This is a genomic window from Halomonas sp., from assembly GCF_029263665.1.
GTDB lineage: Bacteria > Pseudomonadota > Gammaproteobacteria > Pseudomonadales > Halomonadaceae > Halomonas.
Map to the genome: position 1 here is coordinate 1 of NZ_JAJUFQ010000030.1, position 23,323 is coordinate 23,323.

At 57.4% G+C, this 23,323-nt stretch carries 24 protein-coding genes; 7 read left to right on the forward strand and 17 right to left on the reverse strand.

Features of this window, described 5'->3' with window-relative positions; translation table 11 throughout:
- Window positions 1-59: 59 nt before the first annotated feature.
- The 12 genes from Q1K07_RS19590 to radC all read right to left on the reverse strand — a co-directional run bounded on the left by Q1K07_RS19590 (window position 60) and on the right by radC (window position 11,616).
- On the reverse strand, window positions 60-1,739 hold the full coding sequence (locus Q1K07_RS19590; RefSeq protein WP_300315086.1) for an NAD-dependent malic enzyme: 1,680 nt from the start codon (window positions 1,737-1,739) through the stop codon (window positions 60-62).
- A 145-nt stretch (window positions 1,740-1,884) separates the two neighbouring features.
- Window positions 1,885-2,952 (reverse strand): tryptophan--tRNA ligase, encoded by a 1,068-nt coding sequence (gene trpS, locus Q1K07_RS19595; protein ID WP_300315089.1) that lies wholly within the window; start codon window positions 2,950-2,952, stop codon window positions 1,885-1,887.
- Between the two features lie 92 nt (window positions 2,953-3,044).
- The gene (gene ald / locus Q1K07_RS19600; protein WP_300315093.1) at window positions 3,045-4,160 is read right to left on the reverse strand and encodes an alanine dehydrogenase; all 1,116 of its coding nucleotides are present in this window, start codon (window positions 4,158-4,160) and stop codon (window positions 3,045-3,047) included.
- Window positions 4,161-4,455: 295 nt separating this feature from the next.
- Window positions 4,456-5,124, reverse strand: coding sequence for a response regulator transcription factor (locus Q1K07_RS19605; RefSeq protein WP_300315115.1), 669 nt, complete (start codon window positions 5,122-5,124; stop codon window positions 4,456-4,458).
- The gene (locus Q1K07_RS19610; RefSeq protein WP_300315118.1) at window positions 5,121-6,680 is read right to left on the reverse strand and encodes a HAMP domain-containing sensor histidine kinase; all 1,560 of its coding nucleotides are present in this window, start codon (window positions 6,678-6,680) and stop codon (window positions 5,121-5,123) included. Before Q1K07_RS19610 ends, Q1K07_RS19605 begins: the two co-directional genes overlap by 4 nt.
- A 424-nt stretch (window positions 6,681-7,104) precedes the next feature.
- Window positions 7,105-7,551 (reverse strand): thioesterase family protein, encoded by a 447-nt coding sequence (locus Q1K07_RS19615; RefSeq protein ID WP_300315121.1) that lies wholly within the window; start codon window positions 7,549-7,551, stop codon window positions 7,105-7,107.
- A 20-nt stretch (window positions 7,552-7,571) separates the two neighbouring features.
- Window positions 7,572-7,895, reverse strand: a complete 324-nt coding sequence (locus tag Q1K07_RS19620; protein WP_300315123.1) for a DUF2007 domain-containing protein — start codon at window positions 7,893-7,895, stop codon at window positions 7,572-7,574.
- 45 nt (window positions 7,896-7,940) lie between these two features.
- Window positions 7,941-9,134 (reverse strand): class I SAM-dependent rRNA methyltransferase, encoded by a 1,194-nt coding sequence (locus tag Q1K07_RS19625; protein ID WP_300315200.1) that lies wholly within the window; start codon window positions 9,132-9,134, stop codon window positions 7,941-7,943.
- Window positions 9,135-9,170: 36 nt separating this feature from the next.
- Window positions 9,171-10,022, reverse strand: coding sequence for a bifunctional DNA-formamidopyrimidine glycosylase/DNA-(apurinic or apyrimidinic site) lyase (gene mutM, locus Q1K07_RS19630; RefSeq protein WP_300315125.1), 852 nt, complete (start codon window positions 10,020-10,022; stop codon window positions 9,171-9,173).
- An 86-nt stretch (window positions 10,023-10,108) separates the two neighbouring features.
- Window positions 10,109-10,264 carry a 50S ribosomal protein L33 gene (gene rpmG, locus Q1K07_RS19635; protein ID WP_021819788.1) on the reverse strand — a complete coding sequence of 52 codons (156 nt, stop codon included), beginning with the start codon at window positions 10,262-10,264 and terminating at the stop codon, window positions 10,109-10,111.
- A 31-nt stretch (window positions 10,265-10,295) separates the two neighbouring features.
- Window positions 10,296-10,532 (reverse strand): 50S ribosomal protein L28, encoded by a 237-nt coding sequence (gene rpmB, locus Q1K07_RS19640; RefSeq protein ID WP_149283334.1) that lies wholly within the window; start codon window positions 10,530-10,532, stop codon window positions 10,296-10,298.
- A 409-nt stretch (window positions 10,533-10,941) separates the two neighbouring features.
- The gene (gene radC / locus Q1K07_RS19645; RefSeq protein ID WP_300315127.1) at window positions 10,942-11,616 is read right to left on the reverse strand and encodes a DNA repair protein RadC; all 675 of its coding nucleotides are present in this window, start codon (window positions 11,614-11,616) and stop codon (window positions 10,942-10,944) included.
- A gap of 173 nt (window positions 11,617-11,789) precedes the next feature.
- On the opposite strand from radC, the gene coaBC reads away from it, so the two are divergent.
- From coaBC to slmA, 5 genes are all read left to right on the forward strand, one after another.
- Complete coding sequence (gene coaBC / locus Q1K07_RS19650; protein WP_300315130.1) at window positions 11,790-13,082, forward strand: bifunctional phosphopantothenoylcysteine decarboxylase/phosphopantothenate--cysteine ligase CoaBC; 1,293 nt, start codon at window positions 11,790-11,792, stop codon at window positions 13,080-13,082.
- Between the two features lie 21 nt (window positions 13,083-13,103).
- A complete protein-coding gene (gene dut / locus Q1K07_RS19655; RefSeq protein ID WP_300315133.1) occupies window positions 13,104-13,571 on the forward strand; it encodes a dUTP diphosphatase in 468 nt (155 codons plus the stop codon).
- A 45-nt stretch (window positions 13,572-13,616) separates the two neighbouring features.
- Window positions 13,617-15,002 carry a phosphomannomutase/phosphoglucomutase gene (locus Q1K07_RS19660; RefSeq protein ID WP_300315136.1) on the forward strand — a complete coding sequence of 462 codons (1,386 nt, stop codon included), beginning with the start codon at window positions 13,617-13,619 and terminating at the stop codon, window positions 15,000-15,002.
- A 79-nt stretch (window positions 15,003-15,081) separates the two neighbouring features.
- Window positions 15,082-15,993, forward strand: coding sequence for an acetylglutamate kinase (gene argB / locus Q1K07_RS19665; protein ID WP_300315138.1), 912 nt, complete (start codon window positions 15,082-15,084; stop codon window positions 15,991-15,993).
- 128 nt (window positions 15,994-16,121) lie between these two features.
- A complete protein-coding gene (slmA, locus tag Q1K07_RS19670; RefSeq protein WP_300315140.1) occupies window positions 16,122-16,733 on the forward strand; it encodes a nucleoid occlusion factor SlmA in 612 nt (203 codons plus the stop codon).
- 69 nt (window positions 16,734-16,802) lie between these two features.
- Here the strand turns inward: slmA and Q1K07_RS19675 are convergent, their stop codons facing one another.
- From Q1K07_RS19675 to ftsY, 5 genes are all read right to left on the reverse strand, one after another.
- Window positions 16,803-17,333: a GNAT family N-acetyltransferase gene (locus Q1K07_RS19675; RefSeq protein WP_300315141.1), complete on the reverse strand. Its 531-nt coding sequence runs from the start codon at window positions 17,331-17,333 to the stop codon at window positions 16,803-16,805.
- A 186-nt stretch (window positions 17,334-17,519) separates the two neighbouring features.
- On the reverse strand, window positions 17,520-18,389 hold the full coding sequence (gene rpoH / locus Q1K07_RS19680; protein ID WP_300315144.1) for an RNA polymerase sigma factor RpoH: 870 nt from the start codon (window positions 18,387-18,389) through the stop codon (window positions 17,520-17,522).
- A gap of 161 nt (window positions 18,390-18,550) precedes the next feature.
- Entirely contained in the window at window positions 18,551-19,582 is a 1,032-nt protein-coding gene (ftsX, locus tag Q1K07_RS19685; protein ID WP_300315146.1) for a permease-like cell division protein FtsX, read from the reverse strand.
- The gene (ftsE, locus tag Q1K07_RS19690) at window positions 19,579-20,247 is read right to left on the reverse strand and encodes a cell division ATP-binding protein FtsE (RefSeq protein ID WP_300315149.1); all 669 of its coding nucleotides are present in this window, start codon (window positions 20,245-20,247) and stop codon (window positions 19,579-19,581) included. Before ftsE ends, ftsX begins: the two co-directional genes overlap by 4 nt.
- Window positions 20,244-21,671 carry a signal recognition particle-docking protein FtsY gene (ftsY, locus tag Q1K07_RS19695; protein WP_300315152.1) on the reverse strand — a complete coding sequence of 476 codons (1,428 nt, stop codon included), beginning with the start codon at window positions 21,669-21,671 and terminating at the stop codon, window positions 20,244-20,246. Before ftsY ends, ftsE begins: the two co-directional genes overlap by 4 nt.
- A 94-nt stretch (window positions 21,672-21,765) precedes the next feature.
- Here ftsY and rsmD point away from each other — a divergent pair, with 94 nt between their 5' ends.
- Together rsmD and Q1K07_RS19705 are read left to right on the forward strand one after the other, a co-directional pair.
- Complete coding sequence (gene rsmD, locus Q1K07_RS19700; protein ID WP_300315154.1) at window positions 21,766-22,389, forward strand: 16S rRNA (guanine(966)-N(2))-methyltransferase RsmD; 624 nt, start codon at window positions 21,766-21,768, stop codon at window positions 22,387-22,389.
- Window positions 22,349-23,320 carry a LysR family transcriptional regulator gene (locus Q1K07_RS19705; RefSeq protein WP_300315157.1) on the forward strand — a complete coding sequence of 324 codons (972 nt, stop codon included), beginning with the start codon at window positions 22,349-22,351 and terminating at the stop codon, window positions 23,318-23,320. Before rsmD ends, Q1K07_RS19705 begins: the two co-directional genes overlap by 41 nt.
- The last annotated feature ends 3 nt before the right edge of the window (window positions 23,321-23,323 follow it).

The following is a 23,323-nucleotide window of genomic DNA, read 5'->3' on the forward strand; positions in this document are numbered from 1 at the left end:
GCTTATAGCTTATAGCTTATAGCTCTACAGCTTATAGCTCGAGTCGCTATGCGACTCGCTTAGAAAGCCCGACGACGATAGTCGCGGTAGTCCGGTTCCCAGCATACCTGCTCGATGGCACGGCGCAGCTTGGTACCATTCGTCTTGAGCGCGACGCCTTCCCCTTGGGCCTGTGCCGCCACATCGAAGGCAATAGACTTGGAAAGCTCACGAATGGATGACAATGGCGGCAACATGGCGCCTTCACCATTCTTGACGATCGGAGCTTCACGAGCCAGCGCACGAGACGCCGCCATCAGCATGGAATCCGTGACCCGGCGAGCGCCAGCAGCCACGACACCCAATCCAATGCCAGGGAAGATATAGGCATTGTTGCACTGCGCGATGGGAATCGTGCGGCCATTGATCTCCACCGGAGCGAAGGGGCTACCCGTCGCAACGAGAGCCTCGCCATTGGTCCATTTGAGAATATCCTCTGGCTGCGCTTCAGCACGCGACGTGGGGTTGGACAGCGGCATGATCAGAGGCTTGTCGCAACCTGCATGCATCGTCTTGACCACATCTTCAGTAAAGATGCCCGGCTGGCCACACACACCCAGCAGAACGGTCGGCCTGACCTGCTTGACCACCTCAAGCAGATTCTGTCCATCCCAACCTTCTACACGGCTGGTGGGATGGGCCAGACGGACCTGGAAGTCACGCAACCAGCTCTGATCATCCGTCACCAGGCCTTCACGGTCGACCATGAACACTCGCTCACGCGCCTGCGTTTCGCTCAAGCCTTCTGCCATCATGGATTGAACGACCATCTCGGCAATACCACAGCCGGCAGAACCCGCTCCAACAAAGACCACGCGCTGATCGGCCATGCCTTCACCACGTGCCTGACAGGCGGCCATCAAGGTACCCACGCACACAGCGGCAGTACCTTGAACATCATCGTTGAAGCAGCACAGCTCATCACGATAACGCTCCAGCAACGGCATGGCATTGGCCTGGGCAAAATCTTCGAACTGCAGCAAGGCCTTGGGCCAACGACGCTTCACTGCCTGGATGAAGGTCTCGATGAAGGCATCGTACTCATCCTGACTGATACGCGAGTGGCGCCAGCCCATATAGCGCGGATCGTCGAGCAAAGTCTGGTTATTGGTGCCAACATCCAGCATGATCGGCAGCGTATTGGCCGGGCTGATGCCACCACAGGCGGTGTACAGCGACAGCTTGCCGATCGGAATTCCCATACCACCGATTCCCTGGTCGCCCAGCCCCAGAATACGTTCGCCATCCGTCACCACGATGACCTTGACGTTATCCTTGGTCGCACTGCGCAGAATGTCATCCATGTGCTCGCGATCAGGGTAGGAAATGAACAGGCCCCGGTGATTGCGATAGATGTTGGAAAACTCTTCACAGGCCTTGCCGACCGTAGGGGTATAGATGATCGGCAGCATCTCTTCGAGATGTCCTGAAACAAGGCGGAAGAACAACGTCTCGTTATCGTCCTGGATCGCACGCAGGTAGATATGACGATCCAGGTCCGTCTGGCACTGCTGGTACTGATGATAAGCGCGCTCTACCTGTTCATCGATGGTCTCGACATTCTGCGGCAACAGGCCAATCAGGTTGAACTGCAGGCGCTCTTTCTGGGTGAAGGCACTGCCCTTGTTCAACAGAGGCATTTCCAGCAGGGATGGGCCGGCGTAGGGAATATACAGAGGACGCTTGGGTTGTGTGCTCATTGCTTATCTCATTCTATGTCTAGGCGCACGACAGCAGGCTAATGTCGTACAGGCCCAAATCCATGTTGTCGGCGCTCTCAGCACCCATCGTCAGCAACTCTATCACGCTGTCGTGTGACAACAGCGCAAGTTGCCTGGGAGGGAATCAGATGAAACGCCCAAGACCTGCGGCGATGCGCAGCCTGTCCATCAATGGCGCCGCCTGTGCCCGAGCCTTCTCGGCACCTTTCTGCAATACGGCCTCGATATAGGCCGGATCCTCGAGCAACGCCAGGTAGCGCTCACGGGGTTCGCGAAGGTGCTCGTTGAGATATTCGAAGACACGGTTCTTGGCATCTCCCCAGCCAATGCCTGCCGCATACTCCTCGCGCATGGCCTGGGTGTCCTCGGCACTGGCGAAGGCAGAATATATCTGGAACAACGTACAGGTATCCGGATCCTTGGGTTCACCAGGCTCCAGGGAGTTGGTCTTGATCTTGCGCACCAGCTTGAGCAGCTTCTTCTCAGCCACGAACAACGGAATGGTGTTGTTGTAGCTCTTGGACATCTTGCGCCCATCAAGGCCATTGAGAACCTGGACCTTTTCGTCTACCACGGCTTCCGGCAGAGTGAAGAAGCTTCCCTTGTACAGATGGTTGAAGCGCCCCGCCATGTCCCGCGCCATCTCGATGTGCTGGATCTGGTCACGGCCCACCGGCACCTTGTTGGCATTAAACATGAGGATGTCAGCCGCCATCAGCACCGGATAGCCGAACAGCCCCATGGTCACGCCTTTGTCCGGATCCTGGTTGCCGGCTTCTTCGTTCTCGGCGACCGCTGCCTTGTAGGCATGGGCACGGTTCATCAATCCCTTGGCGCAGACACAGGACAGCATCCAGGTCAACTCGGGGATTTCCGGAATATCCGACTGACGATAAAACGTAGCGTTATCGGTATCCAGTCCCAGGGCCATCCAGGTGGCGGCAATCTCCAGACGCGACTCCTGCACACGCTTGGGATCCTGACACTTGATCAGGGCATGCAGGTCGGCGAGGAAATAGAAGGACTCGACATTGGGATCGAGGCTAGCCTCGATGGCAGGCTTGATGGCACCAACGTAGTTGCCGAGGTGCGGCGTACCCGTAGTGGTGATGCCAGTAAGCACACGTGTCACTTTCTGAGACTGGGGTTGCCCGGTCGAAGCCTGGGCGGAGAACGCTGACGTTGCGGACATTAGGTCGAACTCTGCTGACTCACGAATGCCCGCTATGGTAACGCGCTGCCCCGCCCATGGCTAAGGAAACACTCTCAAATTGGCGACACAGGTCATTCCAGCAGCTTTGCTGGTGCAACATGCTCCATGCCAAAGGCTTCTGCCACTGCGGCATACGTCAACTGACCGCCATGCACATTGAGGCCTGCGGCAAAGTGAACGTCGTCACTCAAGGCTCGGCGCCAGCCCTTGTCCGCCAGGGCCACGACAAAAGGCTGCGTGGCGTTGGTCAGCGCCTGGGTCGAAGTTCGCGCTACGGCGCCCGGCATGTTGGCAACACAATAATGCACGACACCATCCACCACATAAGTGGGGTCAGCATGCGTGGTGGGGTGGCTGGTCTCGAAACAGCCACCCTGGTCAATGGCCACATCCACCAGCACCGATCCTGGCTTCATGTCCGCCAGCATATTGCGGCTGATCAACTTGGGCGCGGCCGCTCCCGGCACCAGCACCGCACCGATGATCAGGTCAGACTCTCGCACAGCCTCCTCAACGCTATCCGCGGTGGAGAATACCGTCTTCATACGGCCTTGATAGCGATCGTCCAGCACTTCCAGACGCGGGATCGATCTGTCCAGCACACTGACTTCCGCCCCCAGTCCCAAGGCCATGCGTGCTGCATTCTCTCCGACAACACCACCACCGATCACCGTGACCCTGGCCGGCGGCACCCCCGGAACACCTGGCAGCAGGATACCCGCTCCCCCCTGAGCCTTTTCCAGGCTGTGCGCCCCGGCCTGTACCGCCATACGGCCAGCCACCGTACTCATTGGTGCCAGTAGCGGCAAACCGCCCTGTGGCGCGGTGATGGTTTCATAGGCAATGCAGGTGGCACCACTGGCCAGCAAGCCACGCGTCAGCTCTTCTGCAGCGGCCAGATGCAGATAGGTAAACAGCGTCTGGCCGGAGTGAAGACGCTCAACTTCCTCTGGTTGCGGCTCCTTGACCTTGAGGATCAGCTCAGCGCTCTCCCATAAGGCCGCCACATCGACTTCAATCTTTGCACCAGCGGCAATATAGGCGTCATCAGTGAAGCCCGCGCCTTCCCCGGCACTTTCCTGAACCACTACCTGATGGCCACGAGCACACAGCTCACGGGCACCACTGGGCGTCAAGGCAACGCGATATTCGTGATTCTTGATTTCCTTGGGTACGGCAATATGCATGTCTACAGCCCCCTGGTCTGGGCCCTGCCTGTCATGGCTAGGCATCTTGCCCACCGCCCAGGCCGCCTCATGGTTGAAGTTGAAAAACCGTCAACTTCATTACAGCACAAGAGTTTTTTGCTGTGGATCAACCATGATAAAAACGGAAAAACAGTCATTCGGCATTTTCTCAGCCGAAAATCACTCGACAGACAAAGGGATTGTCAGCAAGAACTGCGGTACTTACGCCCAAAGTACTACCCCATCAAGGAAGGCTCATCGAAGGGTAAAGCCCAATATCAGGGCAACGCACTGTCTAACGGGAGTCATCATAGCGATACCCTGTCCCGCGCACCGTGGTAATACGACAGGAATAGCGGCCAAGCTTCTTGCGCAGGCGAGCGATATAGACATCGACGGTATTGGTCATAGGGTCTTCATTGAGTCCCCAGACCGAACTGAGTATGCGCTCACGACTCAGGACTCGCCCCCGATTGGCCAGCAGCAACGCCATGAGATCCCGCTCACGAGTGGACAGCTCCACTACTTCACCAGCCACCATCAGGCACAAGGCATCACGATTGAACAGTACATCATCAGCGCCAGGCTCGGAGGGAGCAAAGGCCGCAGCACGCCGGTGCAGCGCTTCGATACGGGCAATCAATTCATCGAAACTGAAGGGCTTGGATAAATAATCATCCGCCCCTCGACGCAATCCCGCGACCTTTTCGTCAATAGCGTCCAGGGCCGTCAGCATCAACACAGGGACATGATTCCCCGTTGCTCGCAGTCGCGAACACACTTCATGCCCCGAGATCCCTGGTAACACAATGTCCAGGAGCACCACATCAAAGACATTGTCACGCAACATTGCCAGACCTGACTCACCATCTGCACAATGTGTCGCGCACCATCCTTCACCACGCAACCCTCGACAGATAAAGTCAGCAACTCGATCCTCATCCTCGATCACGAGAATATTCACGCACTCGCCTCGTCGAAAACACTCCAAGGCAGGTCAATATAGACCACTAAACCTCCTCCATGGCGATCATGCAGGCCTGCTTCACCACCGTGGGCTCTTGCTATGGCCCTCACGATAGGCAACCCCAGGCCACTCCCTTCGGTATGTTGGTATGCAGCATTGGCTCCGCGAAAGAAACGCTCGAATACCAGCTCCTTGTCAGAATCAGCCAACCCGGAGCCGTCATCCTCGACGGAAATACGGTAGCCGCCCTGCCGCACCTGGAGACTGACCGCCACATGCACTCCTCCATGCATGGAAGCATTATGCAAGAGTGCTAGAACCGACTGCCTCAAACGCAGCCGATCACCATGGATAATGGCCCGCGACAATGCCGTGTCCAGAGAAACCTGTCTTGGTGACAAGCTCAGCGCATCCTTGAGGAAGGCAACCAGATCCACTCTCTCATGCTGTATATTCAGCTCTCCACCTTCCTGGCGGGCAATGAACAACAGGTCGTCGATCAATGCTGAAGTGTGAGCCGCGGCTTCACGCGTACGACAAAGCGCTTCGCGATACTCCGCCTCTGATGTGCGGCGTCCGCGCAACGCCACATCACTTTCGCCATGGATGATGGTCAATGGAGTCTTGAGCTCGTGGCTGACCTCTGCCAAAAGCCGTCGCCGGTTGACTTCCGCCCTATGGGCTTCCTCCAGCAGCCTTTCAAGCTCCTCTGTACGCTCTGCCACAGCACTTTCCAGCATGGCATTCTGCCGCTCGAGGGCCTGGCGGTGCTTGCCGACATCCGCCGCCAACTGGTTGATCAGGTGGCTGATGTGCCCCACTTCATCACGCCCTGTCACCACGATCGGGCGATTGAATTCACCGGCGCGCATATGCTCCACACCTTGCATCAAACGTCTTAACGGCGCGGCAACCCGGGCCCGGTAATAAAATGTCACCGCGAGCGTCAGAGCACTGGCAATCAGAGCGAACACCATCGCAATGAGACGAATCCGCTGCGCGCCTTTCTCCAGCTCACGGCGCGCAGCATCCGCCTCCTCACTTTCTTCCCTGATCGCATCTTCCATGAGCGAACGAAACTCCTGATCAATCTTCTCGTCCAGCAAGTCGGAGAAACGCAGCCAGCGTGTCACAGGGTCAAGGCTGCGCCCAGTTCGAATCAAGTCTTCGAATTCATATATCAATACGTTGATCTTGTTGGCGATTTCATCCATCACCACCAGTTCTTCCCGCTCCTGTTCTCCGGCCAGACGAATTTCAGCAGCAATGATCAAGCGTATTTCGTTGATATCATCGAACACGCGACTGATCATTTCTCGCTCACCAACCCCACCATCCTGATCGCCGATGACGATGGCATCTCCAAACTGCTTGAACAACTGATAGCTATGTGCTGACAAGCGCAAGTGCGTGCTGTAGGAGCGATGGGCCAGATTCATGCGCTCTGTCAGCCTAGTGGTACGCTCGACATTCCAGTACGCCAGCAAAGCCCCGCCAAACGCCATGGTCAACAGGATCAGGGTATAACTTGCCACCACACCAACAATCTTCATGACTCATCCATGAGTGAGATCTTTACCTGTGACAACAATGGTGGTTTGCCCACCGAGCACCATCCGTTACCTGAAGCACAAGGATATGGCTATTCCAGCGTCGATACCGGCAGGCAGAAGCGAGCAAGTACCAGGCGCTATAAACCACTGTCATTCGGGCACCGAACAAGCCGAGTTTGAAACCCATCGGGCATTACCGGGAATACACTCAGGCTGGAAGGGGTTCATGCAAGTCATCGCGAGATCCTCTGTATTGCGCCAGCACACGGATGCTACGGATGACACAGGATCAAGTCCTGACAATAATGTGAGACAAGCATGAACATAAGATGAATAAATAGTGATGAGGCCGAGCCCAGGACACTACCTTCAGGCGCATGGCAATAAACGCCAATGTCGGCAGCGCTCAATCCCCCAGAACGCCTCAGCTGGACACGATGGCACGACCATAGCCGCGAATGAAAGATGCGGGCAAACGCTTCGGACGACCGCTGGATAGTGCAATGCAGGCATAACGGGTACACGCACGCAGTAACGTCACACCATCAGCCAGACGCTGCAGCTGAAAGCGACGTGTCAGGGTCAACCGGCCATCACATTCCACAATCCAGGTTGCCATGGCCAGCTTTTCCCCAAGGAAACACGGAGCCAGATAATCCAACTCATGACGATGCACGGCCATGGCCCGATCAAGCTCTCGATAATGCTCCAGGGTCAGCCCCAGATCATTGGAGTGCGCCCAGCTGGCCTGCTCCACCCAGCGCAGATACTGAGCATTGTTCGCATGTCCGTAGTGATCGATGGCCTCTTCGTCGACCTCTATCTCAGTGATGAAAGGGTCAGGCAGATCCCATTCGAGTTGGCAACTCATCGCTCCTCCCTCACTTTCCTTTACTCTTCCCTTAAGTGGCCGCACTTCCAGCAGGTATCGAAGGCGCCCTCCAGATGCTCTCCGCATCGCGAACAGCGCCAATCAGGGTTGGAACTTTCCTTTTCCAGCGCATCGCGCACCAGCGTTTCCGCCCGATAGCGATTATGTGCCGCCACCCATACTTCTGGCTCACACTCAAGCAGCGGCAGCTCGCCCGCGCCACCGCCCAAGGTCATGTTGCGCAGCTCACAGGGAATGCCGGCAGCACAGAGCAGATTATGCACATGGCCAACCAGAAGGGCATTGCTATGGGAAAAGACACGAACCCACTCGACACTCGCCATAGTTACCTCCCGGCTGGGCAACGCTATTGCACTGTGATGCTGGCATCAGTCACGAAAGACACGAACGCCCAAGGCCTTGAGATAGGACGTCTCGGGAATCGCCGGGTGCACCGGATGGTCCGGCCCCTGATGACCCTGGAACAGAATCTGGCCCTGTCGATCCTGGTGCCGGATGGCCCCACGCACGACTTCCGTGAGTCGCTCACTCGCCAGGTGCATGGAGCAGGACGCGGACAACAACAGGCCATCACGCCCCAGCAGACGCATGGCAGCACGGTTCAACTTGGCATAGGCTCGTTCGCCATTGGGGATATCCTTGCGCTTCTTGATGAACGCCGGGGGATCAAGAATCACTACATCGAACTGCTCACCTTCCGCCTTGAGCGCGGTAAGCACATCGAAAGCATCGCCCTGCCCCACAGCCACCTGTTCATGCAGACCATTGAGCGCAGCATTCTCGGCAACGCGATCCAGCGCCGTCGCACTGGCATCCACGCACAGGACTTCACTGGCACCGTGAGCTGCGGCCTGAATACCCCAACCTCCAACATAACTGAAGAGGTCCAGCACACGCTTGCCGGCTACCTGCTGATTGAGCCAGGCACGGTTGACGCGGTGATCATAGAACCAACCCGTCTTCTGGCCATCGATTACCGCCGCAGCAAAGTTGACCCCGTTCTCCCTGAGCAGAACCTGATCCGGCAGCTCGCCCTTGATCACCACCACATCCTGGTCGAGGCCTTCCTGGCGACGGCCGCTGGTATCATTACGCAGCACCACGCAGGATGGCTTGATAACCTTGTCCAGGGCATCCAGCAGCTCATCCTTCACCGCCTCCATACCAGCTGTATTGAGCTGCACGACCAGCACATCGCCAAAACGATCGATCACCAGACCAGGAAGCAGGTCACCTTCACCATGTACCAGGCGGTAATATGGCTCGGAAAACATGCGCTGACGCAGCGACAGGGCCTGATTGAGACGATGAACCAGCAAGGAGCGATCCAGGCGCATGCTCGGATCACGCGATACGATGCGCGCACAGATCAACGAGTTGGGATTGACGTAGGCCAGCCCCATTGGCTTGCCGTTGGCAGCCTCAACAATCGCCTGCTCACCAGTCTGAAAACCCTTGAGCGGCGTTTCGGCAATATCGATCTCGTTGGAGTACAGCCATAGATGGCCTGCCTTGAGGCGGCGGTCGGCATTCTTTTTCAAGCGCAGTGAGCGGGTCACGATAGGAATTCTCTCGTACAGGGAATGTGGTGAAGCAAATCAATGCTGACAATGGGGGCAGAACACACTGGCCCGCTGCCCAAGGGTGACGCGCTTGAGTTCAGCGCCACACTGCTGACAAGGTTGGCCGTCACGGCCGTACACCCGAAGTTTCTGGACAAAGTAACCAGGCTCGCCTTTACCGCTGACGAAATCCCGCAGCGTCGTTCCTCCCTGGGCAATGGCAGCAGCCAGCACTTCCTTGGCCGCGGCAGCCAGGGCGTCATAGCGCTCCTGCGAAATACGCCCCGCAGCACGACGGGGATCGATACCGGCCATGAACAGTGCTTCGCTGGCATAGATATTCCCTACCCCGACCACGATAGCGTTGTCCATCAGGAAAGGCTTGACCGCCATCTTGCGTCCACGAGACAGGTCGAACAGGCGAGAACCATCAAAAGCCTCCGACAATGGCTCAGGACCAAGGCGGTTCAAGCGCGGATCACCGCCTTGGTCCTGCCGCAACCAGTCGACGAAGCCGAAACGACGTGGGTCTCGGTAACGCAGGATCATCCCGTCTTCGAGTACCAGATCGACATGATCATGCTTTCCGGGCAACTCACCAAGAGGCACGATTCGCAGGCTGCCAGACATGCCCAGATGCCACAACAGGGTGCCTTTTTCGGTCGCGCCACACCCATCGATCACTGCCTCGGAAACTATTGGCAGCTTCAGGTACTTGGCACGCCGAGCGATAGTGCCAATACGACTCCCTACCAGACGTTCAGACAGATCATCAGGCACCGGCACGCGCAAGCGCGACTCGCGCACGATCACCTCACGAACCTCTCTCCCCTCCACATGCGGAGCGATACCGCGGCGCGTGGTTTCGACTTCAGGCAGTTCAGGCATGGCAGCGACTTTCCTTTAGGCCTTCACGCAAGAACCCGACGCAAAGGCCGGGTTCCAGGGTAGCACCAGAAGCGTTGGATCAAGAATTACTTGATCTTGGCTTCCTTGTACATCACGTGCTTGCGAACAACCGGGTCAAACTTCTTCATTTCAAGCTTGTCCGGAGTGTTACGCTTGTTCTTGTCGGTGGTGTAAAAATGGCCGGTACCGGCGCTGGACACCATACGAATCTTGTCACGCATCGGAGTTCTCCCGTCTTGGTATTAGCGAAACTTAAACGCGCTCACCGCGCTTACGGATATCGCTGAGCACCTCTTCGATGCCCTTCTTGTCGATGATGCGCATGCCCTTGGAGGAAACGCGCAGAGTCACGAAACGCTTTTCGGACTCCACCCAGAAACGGTGGGTGTGCAGGTTCGGCAAGAAACGACGACGAGTCTTGCGCTGGGAGTGTGAAACATTGTTACCAGTCACCGGGCGCTTGCCGGTAACCTGACATACTTTGGACATGAGAGCCTCCAACCGCGTGGCGAGTTGTTCAAAACCTGTCGGGCAAACCGGGAAGGGCGAGGAATGCTGAGCATCATGACGCTGCATGCACTGCTCATGGTGCCAGCCTCGGTCTACGAATCGCTCCATAAACGTCTGGCCTGCCAATCCTCTAGCCCACGAATAAGCCCCGTGCTTTTGACCCAAGGGAATTCAAAGGGTGCACTTTATAGCAGATATACGCACCCCTAGCAAGGAAAGCGGTAAACATACACCGCCATTCCCGCAGGTTGCCAGTTTTTGGAAACATGCTGCTTGGCAACGCAGCACAAGCCGACCGTAAGCGCTGGCACTCACAGTACGGTGATTCGCCCATCCAGGCAGGTGGGCGATGCTTCCGCTTGTCATCCCCGATGGGGGAAAGCGCGCATTATAACCAACCTCTTTCGGCAAAAGACACCACTTCGGCATCTCCCACCACGAAATGGTCCAGCACGCGAATGTCGAAAAGCCCCAGCGCTTCGCGCAGGCGCTCGGTAATACGACGGTCGGCGTCACTCGGCTCCGCCACGCCGGAAGGGTGGTTATGAGCCAGAATCAAGGCACCCGCGCCTATCGCCAGAGCACGCTTGACCACCTCCCTAGGATAGACGGACGCACTATCCAGAGTGCCATGAAATAGAATTTCGAAACGAATGATACGGTGCTGGCTATCAAGAAAGATGGCGGCGAAGGCTTCATGATCAAGGTGGCGCAACTGGGCTGCCAGATAGGTGCGCACCTTGGCAGGAGAGGTCAGGGCATCCCCTTTGTGCAATTGGCTTTCCAGGTGGCGACGGCACATCTCCATGGATGCCTGGAGCTGTACATAAGCGGCCGTTCCCAGCCCCCGCTGGGCACAGACCTCGTCCCTTCCTGCTTCCAGCAAGGAGCGCAACCCGCCAAAGGCCACCAGCACATCGCGGGCCAGATCCACTGCCGAACGCCCGCGAACACCGACCCTCAACAGAATCGCCAGCAGCTCCGCATCCGACAGTGCGCCAGCACCAAGGCTCATCAACTTTTCCCGAGGGCGCTCTCCCTCTGGCCAATGACGTATCGACATCCATGTCTCCTTTTCATCCTTCTCGCACTTATTTCCTGCCTGTATCAACATCTCCCTGTCTTGCACGAGTTAATTTACCTGCCAACAAAGCGTGTATCAGCTCGCGTGCGCGGCTACGCATGATCTTGTGTACGGTGGTAAGGTAGAGCCTGAATCATTGTGCGGAATCATCCATGTCATCATCCTCACCATTCTTCTCCCCGTCGCACCCGGGACAGCGCATTCTTCTCGGCATCAGCGCGGGTATTGCTGCCTACAAGAGCGCCTTACTGGCCCGCTTGCTGGTCCAGGCGGGGTGTGAAGTCCAGGTGGTCATGACGGAAGGGGCGCAAGCATTTATTACGCCGCTGACATTGCAGGCCCTGACAGGACGAGCAGTACGCACCTCCCTGCTTGACCCTGCCGCCGAGCTGGGCATGGGCCACATTGAGCTGGCCCGTTGGGCCGAACGTATTGTGATTGCACCGGCAACTGCCGATCTCATGGCTCGCCTGTCTCATGGTATGGCCGATGATCTGCTCACAACACTGTGCCTTGCCAGCGATGCAGACAAGATTCTGGCTCCCGCCATGAACCAGGCAATGTGGCGTAACCCGGCTACTCAGCGCAACGCTCGACAGTTGCATCAGGACGGCTGGACGTTGCTGGGTCCCGATCAGGGTGACCAGGCCTGTGGCGACATTGGGCCAGGACGCATGATGGAACCGGAGGCGATCGCGGCCTTCCTGCTGGGCCACACGCAAGCGGAGACGCCGGAGAAAATCAGCCCTCCCTTCTGCTCCACTGAAGGTCAGGGCATTCATATCGTGATTACCGCAGGCCCGACCCGCGAGCCACTGGACCCGGTGCGCTACCTGTCCAATCACAGCTCAGGCAAGATGGGCTTTGCTCTGGCCGAAGCGGCAGTGGCCAGTGGTGCGCGAGTTACCCTGATTGCAGGCCCGGTGAATTTGCCAACTCCAGCAGGCGTCACCCGCCTGGATGTGGAAAGCGCGGTACAGATGCTGGATACCGCTGAAGGCTTGATAGATACCTGTGACATCTTTATCGGCTGTGCTGCTGTGGCCGATTATCGCGCTGAATCTCCCGCCGAACACAAGATCAAGAAACAGGATCATCAACAAGAACTGACGCTGCGCCTGATCAAGAATCCCGATATCATCGCCACCCTGGCAGCCCGTCCCGACAGCCCGATCATGGTCGGTTTTGCCGCCGAAACCCGGGATGTCGTGGCCTATGCCCAGGACAAGCTCAAGCGCAAGGGGCTGGACATGATCGTGGCCAACGACGTGTCTGCCGAACAGATGCAACAGGGCCTGGGCTTTGGCGGTGACCGTAATGCCGCCACGCTGATCTGGCGTCAGGGCGAGGACATTCTTACCCAGGACGAACCAGCTCAGGACAAGACTCAACTCGCCAGCAAAGTGATTTCCCAGGCCCTCAAGTGCCTGGAGCTGTCTTCCTGATCCGCTTTCCAAGGATTTATCATGCACCCTTCTTCCTCTCGCCCTCAGTTGGCTGTCAAAGTGCTCGACCAGCGTATTCTCGATCGCATGCCCCGCTATGCCACCAATGGTTCTGCAGGCATGGACCTGCATGCCCTGCTCGATGAGCCTCTGACACTCTCTCCGGGTGACTGCCAACTGGTACGTACCGGGCTTGCCATTCACATCGCCGACCCTGGCCTCGCCGGCATGGTCTTGCCGCGCTCAGGGCTTGGCCACAAACACGGTATCGTACTCGGCAATCTGGTTGGCCTGATTGATTCCGACTACCAGGGAGAACTGATGGTGTCGGTGTGGAACCGCGGTCAGACCACTTTCACCCTGGAGCCTTTCGAGCGCCTGGCGCAATATGTTCTGGTTCCTGTGGTCCAGGCAGAACTGGAAGTGGTCGAGGATTTCGACCAGAGCCAGCGTGGCAGTGGTGGTTTTGGCAGCTCTGGAAGGCACTGACACCGACACCGGTGACTAGCCAGCATTATCAGGAAGGCTCTCGTTATGACTCAGGTCCCCGCCACCATCTTTCGTGCCTACGACATTCGAGGCATCGTCGATGACACCCTTAATGAAGCCAGTGTCGAACTCATCGGCCAAGCCATTGGCAGCGAAGCACAGGACCGCGGTGAGAATCGTATCGTTGTCGCCAGAGACGGGCGTCTTTCCGGCCCACGTCTGCTGCCAGCCCTGATCAGAGGACTCATCGCCAGTGGTTGTGATGTCATCGATATCGGCATGGTGCCGACACCAGTGCTGTACTTTGCCACCCACACACTTGATGGCACCACGTCAGGCGTGATGCTGACCGGCAGTCATAATCCGCCGGACTACAATGGTCTGAAGGTGGTACTTGGCGGCGAGGCACTTTGTGGCAATGCCATCAGTGCACTCCATGAGCGCATTCAGCGCGCCGACCTGCGCTCGGGGACAGGCAGCGTAAGTCAGCATGACATGCGCCAGGCCTATCTGGATCGCATCACCAGTGACATCGAGATAGGTCGCCACCTCAAGGCAGTGGTGGATTGCGGCAATGGTGTGGCAGGCGAGCTTGGCCCAACATTGATCAAGGCCCTGGGTATCGATACCGTTGCATTGTTCGATGACATCGACGGCGCCTTCCCCAACCATCACCCGGATCCTGGCAAGCCCGAGAATCTCGAGGATCTGGCCAGGGCAGTAGCTGAACATCAAGCGGATATTGGCCTGGCCTTCGATGGTGATGGCGATCGCCTCGGGGTGATCACCCCCAAGGGCCGCATGATCTATCCTGATCATCTGCTGATGGCCTTCGCTGAGGACATGCTTTCTCGCAACCCGGGAGCTCGCGTCATCTTCGATATCAAATGCACAGGCAAGCTGATCGAGTTCATCGAAAATGCTGGCGGTACTCCAGAGATGTGGCGCACAGGCCATTCTCTGATCAAGGCGCGCATGAAGGAGACCGGCGCTCTGCTAGGCGGGGAAATGAGCGGCCACATCTTCTTCAAGGAACGCTGGTATGGTTTTGACGATGGCCTATACAGTGCTGCCCGCTTGCTGGAGGCCCTGACCCAATTCAGTGGTGATGCCGATGCCTTCTTCGAACGCTACCCGCAAAACGTGAGCACGCCAGAGATCAATGTCAGTGTCACTGACGAGACCAAGTTCGATCTGGCCGAACGCCTGGCACGCGAAGGTGACTTCGGCAGTGATGGGGTCAAGACTACACTCGACGGCATTCGTGTGGACTACACCGATGGCTGGGGCCTGTGTCGAGCCTCAAATACAACACCCGCGCTCGTGTTACGTTTCGAAGGCAGGGACCAAGCAGCCCTCGATAGTATTCGCGCCCGTTTCACCCGCGCACTCAACAAGGTGGATCCTGGACTGGTACTGCCCAGTAACTGATCCCGAATGGGTGTGAAGAGACATCATGTCAGGCCTTTTCACACACCCTCAGTATCATCGACAAGGAGATATCACGCTCATGAGCGAACAGGCCCGCGATCCGCGCCTGGTAGTGGAAGTCCTCTCTGAGGCTCTCCCTTATATCCAGCGCTTTTCCGGCAAGACTGTCGTGGTCAAGTATGGCGGTAATGCCATGACCGAAGACGCTCTGATAGATTCCTTTGCCCGCGACATGGTGTTGATGAAAGAAGTTGGTATCAACCCTGTTGTGGTCCATGGCGGGGGGCCACAGATTGGCGAGCTGCTGGAAAAGCTCAATATCGAGTCGCGTTTCGTCGGCGGCATGCGCGTCACCGATGCCGAAACCATGGACGTGGTAGAGATGGTGCTGGGAGGACTGGTCAATAAGGATATCGTCAACCAGATCAACCAGTGTGGCGGCAAGGCCATCGGCCTGACCGGCAAGGATGGCAGCCAGATCCGCGCCCGCAAGCTCAAGGTCGAGCACCAGAGCCCGGAGATGACGGCTCCCGAGATCATCGACATCGGTCATGTGGGCGAAGTGGAACACGTCTCCACCGATCTGATCGAAATGCTGACTGCCCGCGACTTCATTCCAGTCATTGCTCCCATTGGCGTGGATGCCGATGGACGCAGCTATAACATCAACGCAGACCTGGTTGCCGGCAAGGTGGCCGAAGCACTGAATGCCGAAAAGCTGATGTTGCTGACCAATGTCGCCGGCCTGATGGATAAGCAAGGCGAAGTGATGACAGGGCTGACTACCGCACAGGTCGACGAGCTGATCGCCGATGGCACGATCTATGGCGGCATGTTGCCGAAGATTCGCTGCGCACTGGATGCCGTTAAAGGAGGCGTGATCAGCTCTCACATCGTTGATGGCCGAGTACCCCATGCCACCCTGCTCGAAATCTTCACTAATGCCGGGGTCGGCACACTGATAACCAACCATCAGGAAAGTATTGCCTGATACACTCCATCCGTAGCTGACATTCAGGCACGGATTGATGACCCACATTCATGTGGGTCATCACGACCAGGGAACTCGAGTAACTGGCTCAGACCAGTAACGTCACCACGATAAAAGAACTCAATATCATGACGCAGGCAAGCACCCCACCCAGCCGCAGGGACCAGATTCTCCAGGCGCTGGCATTGATGCTGGAGGAAGACAGCGGCAAGCGCATCACTATCGCGGCCCTGGCACGCCAGGTCGGCGTTTCTGAAGCGGCCTTGTATCGCCACTTCCCAAGCAAGGCTCGCATGTACGAGGGGCTGATAAGCTTTATCGAAGAGACGCTGTTCGAGCGCATCAACCGGATTCTCGACGACCACCAGGAGGCACTGACACGCTGCCAGTGCATCATGACACTGGTGCTGGCCTTTGCCGAGAAGAATCCCGGACTGTCACGATTGCTTGGGGGCGACGTACTGACCGGTGAGACGGCACGCTTGAGGCAACGCATTCACCAACTGTTCGAGCGCCTCGAAACGCAGTTCAAGCAAATTCTGCGTGAGGCGGAGCTACGTGAAGGACGGCGGCCAGCAATTCCCGCCAGTGCGGGCGCCAACCTGCTGACAGTACAGATCGAAGGCCGTATCGCCCAGTATGTGCGCAGTGACTATCGTCATCGCCCCACCGAGCACTGGGAAGACCAGTGGGCAGCCCTGTCGTCTCAATTGCTGCGTGATGCCCCGGTTACCGCCTGAGAATGTCCACTCGGCCCTACCCCTCCCCGCATGGCGATTTTGGCCATTGAGGGGTAGGCCGATCCAGACTCACTGAGCGAGCTCCTCCAGGTTTCCAAAGCATTTCCGATATCTCAGCTCAGCGACCTCTCGCCCTCCCAGCCTGAATATCTGCCTTGAACCAAACTCGTAAGCGAAGCCCAGGGACTCGTAGAATAATGCGGCTCGTTGATTGCCTTCCAATAGCCAGAGCGTCACTTCCTTGCACCGAAGGGCAGCCAGCCTGCCACGACATTCTCGCCACAGCGCATGACCAATTCCCTGCCCCCAGCACTTGGGACAGACATAGAAGGCGTGGATCTCCCCGGTGTCAGGTAATGCATCCGGGTCGCGAGCATGACCATATACCACCCAGCCTTGGATGCCATCCGGCGACTCGGCCACCAATATCTTCTCATGGCCCTGCTGAATCACCTGCTCCCAGTAGGCCGTCTTTTCCTTGACCGAGAGATTCACCAGATAATCATCTGCCAGGATTCCCGCATATGCCGCCTGCCAGGCATGGACATGAATGCTTGCCACCTCCAGGGCATCTGCGTAGCGGGCCAGCCTGATCCTCACTCTCTTCCCCCTCTTCTCTTCTCCTCGCCCTTCCCCATCATGGCATGCTTGCACGATGCACAGGCCAGATACAACAATGCCCGGAACTCGTGGCCCGGGCATTGCTTATCCATCAAGCAGCAACTATCAAGTGTATCTACCAGCAAGTAGTATCTATCAGGCAATGCCTATCAGCGGTTATCGCGATCAGGCGGCAATCAGAGAATCACCAATCTGTTCACGAATCTTCTTCATGGCGTTCTTTTCAAGTTGCCGGATGCGCTCGGCAGACACGCCGTAGACATCAGCCAATTCATGCAGGGTGGCCTTGTCTTCGGATAACCAGCGCTGGGTAAGAATGTCTCGTGACCGCTCATCCAAAGCAGCGAGGGCCCCTTGCAAGCGACGGCTGGAGTCCTCTTCCCAGTCACTGTCCTCGAGCCGAGCAGCCGGGTCCTGGCCAGTATCTTCGAGATAATGGGCCGGAGCCTGGTAGATGCTGTCTTCATCGTCATCCGGTGCTGCATCAAAGCCAGCGTCATGAGAAGCCAGACGGCCCTCCATCTCACGCACTACCTCGGGCTTGACATCCAGATCCTTGGCAATGGCATCGACTTCGTCGTTGTTCAGCCAGGCCAAGCGTTTCTTGGCGCTACGTAGATTGAAGAACAGCTTACGCTGTGCCTTGGTGGTCGCAATCTTGACGATACGCCAGTTGCGCAGCACGAACTCATGAATCTCAGCTTTGATCCAGTGCACGGCGAATGACACCAGACGCACGCCTTGCGTGGGATCGAAGCGCTTGACCGCTTTCATCAGGCCAACATTGCCTTCCTGAATCAAGTCAGCCTGAGGCAGCCCGTAGCCTGAATAGCTGCGAGCGATATGCACGACAAAACGTAAATGAGACAGAACCAACCGGCGTGCAGCCTCCAGATCGCCTTCGTCATACAGGCGCCAAGCCAGCTCACGCTCTTCATCGGCTGTCAGTACAGCAATACCATTGACAGCCTGAATATAACCATTGAGGTCGTGCCCCGGTGATAGATGACCCACCGGCAGAAGACTGTTGCTCATGTGCAGATTGTCTCCTCAAAGACCAACAGGACTTTAGATGTATATGCAAATATCTGTATATGCGAACGATGACCGATCATTAGAGGGAATAGAAAAAGATAAGTTCCCCTTTAGTCGCAAATATTCGACATATCTAATATCGAAATCATTGGCCAAACCTTTCAACGTGGGCGTATGCCTGCCAAATGGCGACTCACCGCGATCCAGGCCCCTAGCCAGCCAAGAAGTGTACTACAGACCAGCAGCGTAATCGAACCCCATACTCCCAGACTCGGCAGAGTGTAGTGGGCACCATAGCTTTTGGCCAGGGCAGCCACCGGTGCCGCCAGCCAGCCACTCCCCAACGTCAGCAGACCCCAGGCCAACAGCCCGCCTCCCAGGCCATACCAGACACCGCTATACAGGAAAGGGCGGCGCACAAAGGCGTGTGTCGCGCCAATCAGAGTCACGACTTCAATTTCCTTGCGCCGGTTCTCGACCGCCAGGCGAATGGTATTCCCCACCACGAGCAACACACCCAAGCCAAACAACACAGCCAGCGCCAGGGTGACTCGACGCCCCAACTCCGAAAGCTGGCGCAGGCGCTCTATCCAGGCCAGGTCAAGACGCACCTCCTCGATACCACTCATGTCGCGCAGGCGTTCGGCCAGAGCCTCCATCTCATCTGGGTCCGGCTGCTTGGGAGCAATCACTACTGCCGCTGGCAAAGGATTTCCATCGAGTCGATCCAGCACATCATCCAGGCCCAGCGCCTGCTGGAACTCTTCCATGCCCTTGTCCGCAGTGATGAGGTGCGTTGAGCTGACTTCCGGCTGGGCACTCAATGCTTCCTGAATGCGCCCGGCTTCCGCATCGCTGACGCTATGATCAAGATAGGCCGTCAGTGTCGCACTGGCATCCAGTTCGGCATCAACCAGTTTGGCGCTGTCCAGGGTCAGCCACAACGCGCTCGGCAACACTAACGCGATGGCAATCGCCAGCATGGTCAGCACACTTCCTACGGGCTGGTGCACCAGGCGTCGTGCACTATCGAGACACATGGCACGATGATGACGCAACCATGCACGCCATTGCCCCTGAGGTTTTGTCGTATGCTGCTGGGCCCCCTTGCGGCGAGGGACCTGTGCAGTTTTCGGCTGCTCCTTCTGTGCAGCCCGCTGTGGAGACTGGCGCTGTCCGGGATGACGACTCATACGCCCCCCTCATCGCCCACCAGGCGACCATCGCTCAAGCGCAGAATACGATGATGCATGCGTGCGATCAGCGCGAGATCGTGGCTGGCGATCATGACGGTAGTACCGATGTGATGGAAGTCCTCGAACAGCCGCATGATGTCCGCCGACAGCTGCGGATCCAGGTTACCGGTAGGCTCGTCGGCAAGCAGCAGCGCAGGCTTGTTGACGACGGCTCGAGCAATGCCAACACGTTGTTGTTCTCCACCGGAAAGCTCAATGGGCAATGCCTTTTCACGGTGCAACAGCCCGACCTTGTCCAGTGCCGCACGTACCCGGCGCGCAGTATCTCGTGGAGACAATCCGCGGATTTCCAAGGGTAGCGCGACATTATGAAAAATCGATCGATCGAACAGCAGCTGGTGATCCTGGAACACCACACCGATCTGGCGGCGATAGAACGGCAACTGACTGGAGTGCAACCGGTCGATATCGTGACCGGCCACCAGAACGCGGCCACGACTGGGGCGCTCGAGACGCATGATCAGGCGTAGCAACGAACTCTTGCCCGCTCCAGAATGGCCCGTAAGAAACACCATCTCGCCACGCCGGATATGGAAGTTCAGGTGCGCGAGTGCCTCAAAGCGCCCTCCATAGCGCTTACCGACATGCTCGAAGACGATCATTCGTCAACGTCACCCTGGCCACGGTCGAACAGTGCGTCGACGAACTCGCGGGATTCGAAGGGGCGCAGATCGTCCAGCCCTTCGCCTACCCCGATGAAGCGGATCGGTGTCTGCAGCTGCTTGGCCAGTGCGAAGATAATGCCTCCCTTGGCAGTACCATCCAGCTTGGTAAGAGTGATACCGCTGACCTTGACCGCCTCATTGAAGGTTGACGCCTGGGAAAGTGCGTTCTGACCGGTCCCCGCATCAAGTACCAGCATCACTTCATGTGGTGCTTCGGCATCAATCTTGCCCATCACCCGATGGACCTTCTTCAGTTCTTCCATCAAGTGGCTCTTGTTGTGCAGGCGACCAGCGGTATCTGCTATCAGCACATCCACACCACGAGCCTTGGCAGCGGAAAGCGCATCGAAAATTACCGAGGCACTGTCCGCCCCCGTGTGCTGAGCCACCACTGGCACATTGTTGCGCTGCCCCCAGACCTTGAGCTGCTCTACTGCGGCAGCGCGGAAGGTGTCACCCGCGGCCAGCATCACGCTCAGCCCTTCACGCTGGAAACGCTGAGTCAGCTTGCCGATGGTAGTAGTCTTCCCCACACCATTGACGCCCACCACCAGGATGACAAAAGGCCCTTCTCCTCGAGGGATGCTCAGCGGTGCCGATACTGGCTCGAGCAACTCGGCCAGTTCATCCTGCAGCGCCCGATACAGCGCCTGGGGATCATTGAGCTCCTTGCGTGATACCCGATCGGTAAGAGAGTCCATGATATCGCTGGTGGCTTCGATGCCGACATCAGCCATCAATAGTTGGGTTTCCAGTTCTTCGATAAGGTCGTCGTCGATCTGCTTGCGTCCGAGGAACAGGTCCGCCAGCCCATCCGTGAGGTTGGCCCGTGTCTTGCCAAGACCTGAACGGATACGTGCAAACCACCCTTTTTTCTCGGACTGGCCATCTTCTGCACGCGTTGATGTCCTGGGCTTCTCCTGCAAAGCAGGCCCGGTAGCCTCACCTGGCTCGATAATGCTGGAGCCTTGGGCTGGCGGTGGAGCAACAGCACTTGGCTCTGGCTCTGGCTCTGGCTCTGGCTCTGGCTCTGGCTCTGGCTCTGGCTCTGGCTCTGGCTCTGGCTCTGGCTCTGCAGGCTGCTCATTGCCCGAGGATTCGGCAAGCGAATCCGGAACGATCCGGGAGGCCTCCGAGGAAACCAAGTCCATCTCGCTCGACTCCTGCTCGACCTGCCTATCCTCGCCATGAGCCCCTTCTGCCTCAGACACAGCCGCCTCAGCGGCATGACCTTCGACTTCCGTAGACGCAGGAGCTTCAGGCTCGACTGGCATCTCATCATCGACCGCTTGTGGGAGCTCCTGGGGCAGCTCCTCTTCACGATCCGAGTGTTTCTTCTTGCGCTTAAAAAAACCGAACATGGATGACCAACGCCTCAGCCGGTGTGAACGAACCGACACATCCTACCATTGCGCCCCATGACTGTGGACAAGGAGACGGGTAGAATCACGTCTCATGACAAGACGACGCCCCTCTTCCCCCCGTTCGAGCAAGCCCAGCAGCCGGAATCGCCAGGGAAAACTGCGCATCATTGGTGGTGATCATCGCCGCCGAATCTTGCCGGTTCTCGACAAGCCCGGTCTGCGTCCTACCCCAGACCAGGTGCGCGAAACACTCTTCAACTGGCTGACTGGTGAACTCCATGGGGCGCACGTACTGGATCTGTTCGCCGGTACAGGAGCACTTGGTCTGGAAGCCTTGTCTCGAGGGGCCAGGAAAGCCACTTTCGTGGAACGAGACCCTGACGTAGCCCATGCCATTGAGGCCAACCTCACGACCTTGGACATTCAAGACAGTCGTGTGATCAACACCGATGCATCCTCACTGCTCCAGGGGCCGGCCCCCGCCGCCTCCTTTTCTATCGTTTTCCTCGACCCGCCCTTTCGTATGGACCTGGCAGCGCCATGTTGCACCGCCCTCGAAAATGCTGGCTGGCTGGCAGAGGAAGCCTGGATCTATATCGAGGTCGAGGCCAATCTGATACCAGACGTACCAGCCAATTGGTCATTGCACCGGGAAGTTCGGGCCGGCGACAGCCATGGGCGCCTCTACTACCGGAAGATGGTGCCATCTGCTTGAATCAAGCCGCATTGCAGCCAGGGTTCGCAGCACGACAACGTTACTCGACAAACGCGCACATTATCTCTATGAAATGGCCAACTGTGGCGGTATTCGAGCGGCAGCAGAGCATCTCAATGTCAGTCCTTCGGTAGTCAGCCGGCAAATCCGACGCCTGGAATCGAGCCTCGGCATGGCGTTAGTAGAGCGCCAAGGACGTCACTTGCACCTTACTGAAGCCGGCCGCCTGATTGCCGATGCCCACAGGGCCCAGCGACGCCTTCATGCAGACCTCAGCGATGCACTCTCCAGGATGCGCAACCTCCAGGCAGGCAAGGTGGTGGTATCTGTTGGAGATGGCTTCATTGATAGTTTCATCCACAACGTTCTAAAAAAGGTGGCACGTCACTACCCCGATGTCATGATCGAGATCAAGACCGGGATCTACTATCCTCGAGAGCCCCATGACATGGTGATTGAGGATGAGGTTGATATTGCCATCACTTATGGCCCAGTCTCGGATCCACGATTAACGATACATTCTTTCATTCGTGGCACCTTGTGTGCTCTGGTCTCGCCTCATCATCCACTGGCAATTCAGCACAGCGTCAGTGTTGAACAATTGGCGCGCCACAAATTGATTTTCCTGCCTGATGTTTCCGGCTCACAACAATGTGTCAATGCAGTATTTCGTGCAGCGGGCATCCCTGTTCCCCCGGCTTATCGCTGCAATCTGCACTCGGTTTCACGGCGCATGGCTAGCGCAGGTATCGGGGTCGCCTTCATGACGGCTGCCGCTGCACACGAAGAAATCAGGCGCGGGGACCTCATGGCAATCCCCATTGACCACCCTGTCGCCAGAGAAACCCAGGGCAACCTGGTGCGTCGCACAGGCCGGCGGCTGTCTCCTGCCGCCGGCTATCTGTGGAAACTCATGCTGACCATGCAATGATCA

Coding starts and splice junctions, on each gene's coding strand:
- Q1K07_RS19590 (WP_300315086.1), bottom strand. CDS start 1,739: ATGAGCACACAACCCAAGCGTCCTCTGTATATTCCCTACGCCGGCCCA.
- trpS (WP_300315089.1), bottom strand. CDS start 2,952: ATGTCCGCAACGTCAGCGTTCTCCGCCCAGGCTTCGACCGGGCAACCC.
- ald (WP_300315093.1), bottom strand. CDS start 4,160: ATGCATATTGCCGTACCCAAGGAAATCAAGAATCACGAATATCGCGTT.
- Q1K07_RS19610 (WP_300315118.1), bottom strand. CDS start 6,680: ATGAAGATTGTTGGTGTGGTGGCAAGTTATACCCTGATCCTGTTGACC.
- Q1K07_RS19615 (WP_300315121.1), bottom strand. CDS start 7,551: ATGAGTTGCCAACTCGAATGGGATCTGCCTGACCCTTTCATCACTGAG.
- Q1K07_RS19620 (WP_300315123.1), bottom strand. CDS start 7,895: ATGGCGAGTGTCGAGTGGGTTCGTGTCTTTTCCCATAGCAATGCCCTT.
- mutM (WP_300315125.1), bottom strand. CDS start 10,022: ATGCCTGAACTGCCTGAAGTCGAAACCACGCGCCGCGGTATCGCTCCG.
- rpmG (WP_021819788.1), bottom strand. CDS start 10,264: ATGCGTGACAAGATTCGTATGGTGTCCAGCGCCGGTACCGGCCATTTT.
- rpmB (WP_149283334.1), bottom strand. CDS start 10,532: ATGTCCAAAGTATGTCAGGTTACCGGCAAGCGCCCGGTGACTGGTAAC.
- radC (WP_300315127.1), bottom strand. CDS start 11,616: ATGTCGATACGTCATTGGCCAGAGGGAGAGCGCCCTCGGGAAAAGTTG.
- coaBC (WP_300315130.1), top strand. CDS start 11,790: ATGTCATCATCCTCACCATTCTTCTCCCCGTCGCACCCGGGACAGCGC.
- dut (WP_300315133.1), top strand. CDS start 13,104: ATGCACCCTTCTTCCTCTCGCCCTCAGTTGGCTGTCAAAGTGCTCGAC.
- Q1K07_RS19660 (WP_300315136.1), top strand. CDS start 13,617: ATGACTCAGGTCCCCGCCACCATCTTTCGTGCCTACGACATTCGAGGC.
- argB (WP_300315138.1), top strand. CDS start 15,082: ATGAGCGAACAGGCCCGCGATCCGCGCCTGGTAGTGGAAGTCCTCTCT.
- slmA (WP_300315140.1), top strand. CDS start 16,122: ATGACGCAGGCAAGCACCCCACCCAGCCGCAGGGACCAGATTCTCCAG.
- rpoH (WP_300315144.1), bottom strand. CDS start 18,389: ATGAGCAACAGTCTTCTGCCGGTGGGTCATCTATCACCGGGGCACGAC.
- ftsX (WP_300315146.1), bottom strand. CDS start 19,582: ATGAGTCGTCATCCCGGACAGCGCCAGTCTCCACAGCGGGCTGCACAG.
- ftsE (WP_300315149.1), bottom strand. CDS start 20,247: ATGATCGTCTTCGAGCATGTCGGTAAGCGCTATGGAGGGCGCTTTGAG.
- ftsY (WP_300315152.1), bottom strand. CDS start 21,671: ATGTTCGGTTTTTTTAAGCGCAAGAAGAAACACTCGGATCGTGAAGAG.
- rsmD (WP_300315154.1), top strand. CDS start 21,766: ATGACAAGACGACGCCCCTCTTCCCCCCGTTCGAGCAAGCCCAGCAGC.
- Q1K07_RS19705 (WP_300315157.1), top strand. CDS start 22,349: ATGGGCGCCTCTACTACCGGAAGATGGTGCCATCTGCTTGAATCAAGC.